The following is an 8014-nucleotide window of genomic DNA, read 5'->3' on the forward strand; positions in this document are numbered from 1 at the left end:
CCCGGTGCACCAACTCCCGCGAGAGCACCCGCAACGTGGGCTTTCCCTCGCGGGAGCCCCGCGACCTGCAAGTCCGCGTCCGCGCCGAGCAACAGACACCCGAATGGAAGGCACGCTACGCGGTCCGCTCCGGAGTCGAGGGCACCATCAACGAGTTCGCCCACGGACACGGCATGCGCCACTGCCGCCACCGAGGACAACCGAAAGCCCACCTGCAACACGTACTCACAGCCATCGCCGTGAACATCGAACGACTCAGCGGCCGGTCGGGGGCCGAGAAGACCTGCTCACCGAGACCGCCGACCGCCTTCCAGACCTTCCTGGACCAGCAGGCGATTCCCCGATCGAAGTCCTGGCGAACCCTTGGCACCTGACCTCGACCATCCAAGATCACCGACAGAGTCAAGCTCAGTACCAGTTCGAGGACCGGTCCGGTGGTTCGTACCCGATGCCCGCATCCGGTTGTCGCGTCAAGTTCCACTCGTTGCCGAGCCGCGAGCATGACTTTGTCACGACTGCTCAGTGGTAGAGATCGTCGACGCCCACGAGGAGTACGTCGTCGTCTTCTGCGGCGCGGCCGTGGAGATCGGTAGTGAATCCGGCGCCGCCGTAGCAGACGAGTTTCGCGGCCTGTGCGCCGTGGCGGCCCTGCGCGGTGAGCAGGGCCCGGATGTGTCGAAGTCGTTCCAAGTGGGGCAGGCCCATCGTCTCGCCCCATTTCGCCTCGCCGATCGCCAGCAGGGGTTGGCGGTTGTCGTCATCGAGGCCGAAGGCGACGACGTCGAGTTCGTGGCTCGTCTTGCGCGCTGGATCGTTGACCGTTCCGGAGCCGACCCGGTACGGGTGGTCCCCGAGGAGCTCGGGGCCCGCGTGGTGGCGGGTCCAGTGGCGGCCGATGTGTTCGTAGTGGGGGCCCAGGACGTTGCCGACGAAGCGGCGTTGACTGCGTTGCCACAGCGCGGTCGCGTCACGGGTGTGTTCGAGATCGGACCACAGCGGGCGCATGACGGCGTGGTAGAAGGTGACCAGGGGCTCCGCGATGCGGAACGTGGTGCGGTTGTCCTTGAAGACGTCGGGTTCGCGGGTGATCAGTCCGCAGTCCTCGAGGACCGTCAGCGAGTGGGCGAGGTCGCCGGACTTGCGGCCCATGTAGGAGGCGATGCCGCCGCGGTTGTGGTTGCCCGCGGCGATACCGGCGAGGACCGAGTGGTACAGGCCAGTGTCGTGCAGGTCGGGTTCGTCCGCGAGGAGGTAGCGAGCCTCGCGGAAGAGCGGACTGGACGCGGAGAGCACCGTGCGGATCACCCAGGCGTCGAAGTCGTCCGGGCTCGACGGAGTGTCGTCGCGGGCGAACTCCCTGCGGTAGGCGGGGGTTCCGCCCACGATGGCGTTGACCTTCAAGGCGGTCCGGGGGTCGTTGATCCCCCAGAACTCGGCGGCCAGTCGGTGGTCGAGCGTGGGCACGAGCAGTTCGAGTCCCGCGCGACCGCGCAGGGGCGCGTTGCCGCTGAGGAGGCGGCCCATGAACGACATCGCCGACCCGCAGAGCAACAGCCTGGTGCGGCTGGCGTCGCGTTCCTCGCGCAGCGGTGCGAGCGCGTTCTGAATGATGGACGGCAGGCGCGGGTTCGCCTTGACGAGGTAGGGGAACTCGTCAATGACCACCGGCACGGCGTGTTCCCGGCCCAGCGCCAGCAACGCGTCCACGACGGCGTGCCAGTCGTCGAAGACGAAAGGGGCGGGCGCCCGGACGTACTCGGCGAGGACCTTCCCGATCCGGTGCAGGGACTCGCCGTCGGTGCCTTCATCCGCCGCGAAGTACAGGCCCCCGGTCGCCTGGCACAGGGCGCGGAGCAGGAACGTCTTGCCCTGCCTGCGGCGGCCGGAGACCACTCCGAGGGTGGCGCCCGGCTTCGGATCGGTGGCGAAGTTCTCCAGCGCCGACCATTCGTAGTCGCGGTCGAACATCTCGTCCGGCCTGGGCAGCTTCGACACATGATCTCCAGAGATGGATCCATTTATGATAACTGCAGTTATGATAAACGCCTGCCTGCTTCCGGTGTCCGCTCACCACGTCGGCGCCGCCGATATGCCCGACGGCGTCCTCGCGACCGCCGGCCTCTCTCGGGCGGGGAAGGGTGCCCGGCGCCGGGCACCCTTCCCCGCCCGAGAGAGGCCGGCGCCGGAGGGCCGTTCACGGCGTAGCCGCTCCGGCGCCGGTCCTTCTCGGCCAGGAGGACCGGGCCCTATACGACCGGCCCCAGGGCCTCGAACGGTGTGTCGACGCGCAACCGCACTTTGGCGTCCGGCGCCCCCGTGACGACGAGCTCGACAAGATCGTCGTCACGGGTGACGTTCGCGACGCGAACGCGGAGCGAGCCGAACGTGCCCTCCACCGCGTGGGTGTCCCACGTGTCGAGGTCGTCCTCGTCGGTGCTCCGCACGCGCCGCGGCGGCGTCCCGGTCGGTCGGGGTGAAGTCGGCGTTCGTGAAGTGGGCGAGCAGGCGCTTGAACGGGCCGAGGCTTCGGCGCGGATCCGACCGCCCATGGCGTAGTCCGGGGGCGGCGTTCCGTCGGCCGGAGGGTCGGGGCGGAGCACCCCACTGACGGAGTGCGGGTCGTCGAAGTACACGCGGAGACGTACGGAGAAGTCGAATTGCCGGCATTCGGCCTTGGGATCGTAGGCTGCGGTGGGAGCCGGGGCACGCGCTTGCGGCCGCTCGTCCAGCCGGCACGGCTCCTCGAACCCACGCTCCCACCGCTCGACGGCGGGGTGAAGCGCTCGCGCTTCGGCCACGTCGGTGCCGAGGAAGTGGGCGATGTCCTCCCACACCGCATGGGCCGAGGCGATCGCCAACCGAGTTGGGGAACGCGGAAGGCCACCGGTCCACTGCGAGGCGGTCGGTGCCGGCAATGCGCCGGGCGTGCCTTCGACGCCCCCTCGGACGGCTGGCCGGGCGCCAGGTGGTCAGCGATGCTGCTAGACGACCCCGGGGTCGTCGAGAACCGCCTCACGGAGGCGCTACGGACGGATTGGCACTACGCGTTCCGGGCCGAGCCGGCTCGGCGATCTGGACGGCCGCTCCGCGGAGCGCCCGTCCGTCGTCCGGCCGGAAATGCCGCGTTGCTCGGGCGGTGGGACGGCTCGCCGTGTCGTCCGGTGGCCCCTGTGCCCGAACCCGCCCGCCGGTTCCGCCGGTTCCGGTGTCAGCCTTCGGTCGCCGGGCGGTCAAGTACGTGTGCGAGGAACGTGGTGTCGAGGAGGATGTCGCCCAGCAGACGCCAGGTGCGGCGGTCGCGGGTCAGGTCTCCGGTGACCGTGAGGGGGAGCTTGGCCCGGTGTGCCCGTATGGCCCAGTCGTAGTTCTCGCCGGTCAACGTCACGTGGACGTTGCGGATGCCCTTGTCCGGGATGTCCGCGAGCAGTACGACGGTTCCGCGTTCCTCGGTGGCCGTGCCCGCGTTCTCGCGGGTGAGTGATTTGACCGGGCCCACGACGGTCTGTCGAGTGGGCGGTTCCTCGCGGCGGGCCAAGCCCTCGCGGACGCGGGGCAGTTCGCCGATGACGTCGCGGCCCATGAGGACGTGGTGGATCGTGGGCGGCGAGGGTAGTACCGGGGACCATTCGAAGGAGAGGTCGAGGGCGCGCAGCCCGGGAGCCCTGGTCAGGTCCTCCAGGGATTCGACGAGGCCCAGACTCATGCCGGGCGCGTCGCCGCGGACGCTCGACAGGGCGGCGTCGCGGGTGGTTTCGAGTCCGTGGGCGAGGGTTTCCATGACGCGTCGCGGGAACGGGGCCTCGGCCGTGCGAGCACCGGTGGGATCGGGATCCGGTTCCCCGAGTCTGGTGACGATGGTGAAGATGAAACTGCCGCGTTTGGTGTGGCCGAGGCGGACGTCGTCGGCGAGGAACTCGCGCACGACGGTGGGTCGTCGGCCGCCGGAGCGGGGGTGTTCGGGGCCGGCGGCGGTCATCGCGGCGGCGCCGAGCATCTTGTGGATGCCTCGGAGGGTTTCGTCGGCCTGTTCGAACGAGATCGTTCCGTCGCGGAGACTCTGGTCCAGGCGGATGTAGAACAGGTCGGCGCGGGTCGCGGATACGTGTTCGAGGAGTGTCTCGGGATCCCAGTCGTAGACGCGTCCGATGCCGTAAAGGGCCTCGTCGAAGCGTCGGCGAAAGTCCTCGTAGTCGGTGGCGAGGGGAAGGAGGATCCGGGCGGTGAGGCCACCGTTGTCGTCCTCGAGCCGCCAGAGTTCCCTGACGTGGGCCTGACGGGCCTCGAGGGTCCAGCCGTGGGCGGCGAGGTGTCCGGAGACGACGGCGGGGGAGAGGACCCGGTCGAGGTCGCCGTAGCGGCCGATGGTCGAGGCGCTCATCGCCAGCCCCCCTCGCCGATGTCCTTCATCATCTCAAGCACCGTCGCCGGCTTGAAGATGTTACTTCTCGGTAATTTGACGCGCTTCGTCAATTGCCCCTCGGCGAGCGGCGGCCACTCCGCCGGATCCGCCCAGTACATGCAACTCGCGGACAGGATCCGCTCCTCGCTCTGGTCGAGCCACGTCTCCACGTCCTTCGGCACAAGCAACACCGCCAGATACGCCCGGTTGAACCGCTTCGGATTCGCCAGATGCCGGTACGGTCCCGCGTCCATGTCCCACGCCAGCGCCTCGTCCTTCAACAGGTCGGCGTGGTCCGTGCACTTCACCTGCAGCTCGAACTCGGGACCATGATACTTACCGTAGTCGCACGACGACGCAATAGTCATGTCGACGCCGTCGTAGTCCGCCGCGTGAAACTTCACGCCACACCCCGCCGCGGCCGCTATGACCTGGACGAAGCCCAGACTGAAGTGCTCTTTGCGGGCGTTTTCCGGTAATCCGTCCCGAACGCGCCCCGTACCGTCACCCACCGCATCCCCCCGACTCCGGCAGCACGCCGAACGTAGCGCCGACGCCGTGTCTCGGGCAGGCGTTCGGGGATTTCGGTCGGATCGAGGACCCGGACATCGGCGCGGGGCATTCGGGAGCCGGGTCGGCTGGGCCGCCGGCTCCGCAGGGTGGGGCCCGAGGTCGCTACTACGTGGCCGGTCCGGCGATGCGATCCGTGCACGAGTCGGTGCGCCGACTCACCGAACCGCTCACCGATCCGTACCGCGGGGCGTCCTGAGTGACGAGGCGCGCCGAGCTCCGCCGGGCGCCCTGTGTTCTCTCGGTTCTCCCGAGCCGCCCATGCTTCGTGCCGCAGCGGCTCGGTCTTCGCGAAGTCGCGCGTGCGCGGGGCGGGATGAAGGGGGTGCGAGCGCGGTTCCGCCCGGGGTCACGATCCGTTGTAGAGGCGTTCCAGGTCGACGAGTTGGAGGTCGGGGTTGTCGGTGGCGGCGGTGTGGAGGTCGTCGGTGAAGCCGTCGCCGCTGAAGCAGAGCAGCCGGGTGTGGGTGGCGTCGACGCCGGTGCGGGCGGCGAGGAGTTCGCGGATGCGTTCGAGGTGGGCCAGGTGGGCTCGGCCCATGCGTGCCTTCCATTTGGCCTCGCCGATGGCCAGGAGGGTTTCGCGGCCGTGGTCGTCGCGGCCGAAGACGGCGACGTCGACCTCGAGGCCGTTCTTGGCGGCGGGGTCGGGGATGGTGCCCGATTGCACGCGGATGCGCCGGCCGCCGAGGGTTTCGGGGGAGGCGTACCAGCGGGTCCAGGCGCGGCAGACCTGTTCGAAGTGCGGGCCGACGACCTTGCTGAGGAAGGTGGCCTGGGAACGGGCCCAGACGTCTGCGGCGTGCCCGGGGCGCTCGAGGTCGCTCCATTCCGGGCGCATGACCGCGTGGTGGAAGGACACGATGGGTTCGGCGATGCGGTACGCGGAGCGTTTGCCGTGGAAGGCGTCGGGGTCGCGGATGATCATGCCGGTGTCCTCGAGCACCGCGAGGGCGTGGCCGAGGTCGGTGGACTTGCGGGCGAGGTAGCTCGCGATGCCGCCTCGGGTGTGGTTGCCGTCGGCGATCGCGGACAGGACGCCGTGGTAGAGGGCGGTGTTGCGCAGGTTCGGTTCCTCGGCGAGCAGGAAGCGGGCCTCGCGGAAGAGCGGGCGTCCCGGGTTGAGGACGTTGCGTTGTACCCAGGGGCCGAAGTCGTCGAGATCGGCGGGGCTGTCGCCGAGGGTGAACTCGCGGGCGTAGGCGGGGGTCCCGCCGACGACGGCGTTGACGAGGAGGGCCAGCGTGGGATCGTCGATCCCCCAGAAGCGCGCGGCGAGTCGGTAGTCGAGGGTGGGCACGACCAGTTCCAGGCTCGCGCGCCCGCGCAACGGCGCCGTCCCGGCGAGCAGGTTGCCCATGAACGACAGGGCGGAGCCGCACAACAGCAGCCGGATCGGGGCGCCGCCGCGGCGCGCGTTCGGCCCGAGCGCGCGTTGCAGGAGCGAGGGCAGTTCGGGGGACGCCTTCGCGAGGAAGGGGAACTCGTCGATGACGACGGTCATGGGCCTGCCATCGGGTACGGGGATGGCCATCAGGGTCTCGACGGCCTCCTCCCAGTGCACGAACCGGTACGGGATCGGCTGGCCGGTGTGCCGCGCGAGGGCCGCTCCGAACTGGCGCAGCGACTCGGCCTCGGTGGCCTCGGTGGCGGAGAAGTAGAACCCGCCGGTCTCGCGGCACAGCGCGTCCAGGAGGAACGTCTTGCCCTGGCGACGCCGCCCGGAGACCACGCCGAGCGTGGCCTCGCGCCCGGGATAGGCGGCGAAGCGCACGAGCTCGGACCACTCGAAGTCGCGGTCGAACATGTCGGACGGCTTGTGCACGATCCCATCCGGACGTCGGCAATGATGAGAACATTTATTATAACTGTAGTTATCATTGATTGCCTCCGATCCAATCCGACCCGTTGCCACGTGGCCGGTATCCGATCGACGACGCGGGTCGCCCGTTGCTCATCGACCCGACCGCCGAGGACCCGTTCGACCATCTTCTTCTCACTCTCGCCCTCGGCGAATACCACCCGCTGACTCCCGAGGGCGTCACCACGATCGCCGTTTGCGGTCTCAACCGCCCGTTGCCGACCCGTGGTCGCCAAGCTCGACGGGTTGTCGACCTGTCCTTGCAGGGGTGGGAGGACGGCCGCAGGCGCAGCGACGCGATGGCGTCGGTGGTTCTGACCATCCGCGAGCAACCCTTCGCCGACGTGTGCCAATCAATGCTCCGCCAGGCCACCGCGCCGGGGGCGGACATCCTCTCCGCCGATGCACCGAGCATCCTCGAGCTGCTGCGCACCCCGGAGCTGAACCATGTACTCCCGGAGCAACGAGCGCGAAGCGCGGCACAGGTCTACACGTCCATCGGAAGCCTCGGCGCACAAAGCCCTCTTCGACCACTGCATCCCGGTTCCGACCCATCGACACCGGGCCGCCTCTCCGCACACGGTTCCCGACGCCCTGCCAGTCCAAGGCCTCGTTACAGCGAGCTCGCCCCTCCGGAGATTGTCGGCACCACCCGGGCCTGAGCCCCATCGGCATCTCGAAGAGGCCCATGCATTGACCGTCCACTTGAACTCTCCGCCCGGTGGGCCCGGCACGCGTTCGTAGTCGTCGCGTCACCCCGCAGTCGCCACCGGCGACGGGCCGGGCATCCGGACGGCGTGGGAGGCCGCTCACGGGATCCGCACCGGGTAGACGTGGACGATCCGCTCCGAGGTCACCAGTGCCCAGCGGTCGCCGATCGCGGTGACCGTGACTGGCTATGCGTCTTGGGTTCTAAAGGTGGTTGCAACACCTGACCCTGCGGGGTGTTGCGATGGCCAAGCCGCGGCGAACATCGAAGAAGCGCGGACCTGCTCCGTTGGCGGACAAGCGTGATCAATACCTTCGCCTGATGGCGCAAGGGATGAGCAACTCGGCGGCGTGCCGCGAGGTGGGGATCAACCGCAGGACCGGGACCCGCCGGCGGTACGGACGCAAGACAGTCGACCGTGCCGGGCACGAGCGCGTCCATGCGCCGATCACCGAGGAGCGCCGTCGCGTCGGGA

The 8014-nt window shown here is 69.2% G+C and carries 7 protein-coding genes and 1 pseudogene; 3 read left to right on the forward strand and 5 right to left on the reverse strand.

Features of this window, described 5'->3' with window-relative positions:
• The coding region (locus tag A3IC_RS53660; protein ID WP_020550083.1) for a transposase at window positions 1-374 on the forward strand (374 nt) is incomplete at its 5' end.
• A gap of 145 nt (window positions 375-519) precedes the next feature.
• Here the strand turns inward: A3IC_RS53660 and A3IC_RS0110890 are convergent.
• From A3IC_RS0110890 to A3IC_RS0110915, 5 genes are all read right to left on the reverse strand, one after another.
• A complete protein-coding gene (locus tag A3IC_RS0110890; protein ID WP_020550084.1) occupies window positions 520-1968 on the reverse strand; it encodes an AAA family ATPase in 1449 nt (482 codons plus the stop codon).
• Window positions 1969-2246: 278 nt separating this feature from the next.
• A complete protein-coding gene (locus tag A3IC_RS0110895) occupies window positions 2247-2858 on the reverse strand; it encodes a hypothetical protein (protein WP_020550085.1) in 612 nt (203 codons plus the stop codon).
• A 350-nt stretch (window positions 2859-3208) separates the two neighbouring features.
• Entirely contained in the window at window positions 3209-4378 is a 1170-nt protein-coding gene (locus tag A3IC_RS0110900) for a hypothetical protein (protein WP_020550086.1), read from the reverse strand.
• Window positions 4375-4911: a DUF4365 domain-containing protein gene (locus A3IC_RS0110905; RefSeq protein ID WP_026218123.1), complete on the reverse strand. Its 537-nt coding sequence runs from the start codon at window positions 4909-4911 to the stop codon at window positions 4375-4377. Before A3IC_RS0110905 ends, A3IC_RS0110900 begins: the two co-directional genes overlap by 4 nt.
• A gap of 407 nt (window positions 4912-5318) precedes the next feature.
• Window positions 5319-6794: an AAA family ATPase gene (locus A3IC_RS0110915; protein ID WP_020550088.1), complete on the reverse strand. Its 1476-nt coding sequence runs from the start codon at window positions 6792-6794 to the stop codon at window positions 5319-5321.
• A gap of 125 nt (window positions 6795-6919) precedes the next feature.
• On the opposite strand from A3IC_RS0110915, the gene A3IC_RS62090 reads away from it, so the two are divergent.
• Together A3IC_RS62090 and A3IC_RS70045 are read left to right on the forward strand one after the other, a co-directional pair.
• Entirely contained in the window at window positions 6920-7492 is a 573-nt protein-coding gene (locus A3IC_RS62090) for a hypothetical protein (protein WP_158695899.1), read from the forward strand.
• A 290-nt stretch (window positions 7493-7782) separates the two neighbouring features.
• Window positions 7783-8014, forward strand: a pseudogene (locus tag A3IC_RS70045) (hypothetical protein); the annotation flags it as partial.

This window comes from Embleya scabrispora DSM 41855, assembly GCF_000372745.1.
Lineage (GTDB): Bacteria > Actinomycetota > Actinomycetes > Streptomycetales > Streptomycetaceae > Embleya > Embleya scabrispora.

Bases quoted from the DNA above. Each gene is read 5' to 3' on its own strand.
- A3IC_RS0110890 (WP_020550084.1), bottom strand. From the start codon at position 1,968: ATGTTCGACCGCGACTACGAATGGTCGGCGCTGGAGAACTTCGCCACC.
- A3IC_RS0110900 (WP_020550086.1), bottom strand. From the start codon at position 4,378: ATGAGCGCCTCGACCATCGGCCGCTACGGCGACCTCGACCGGGTCCTC.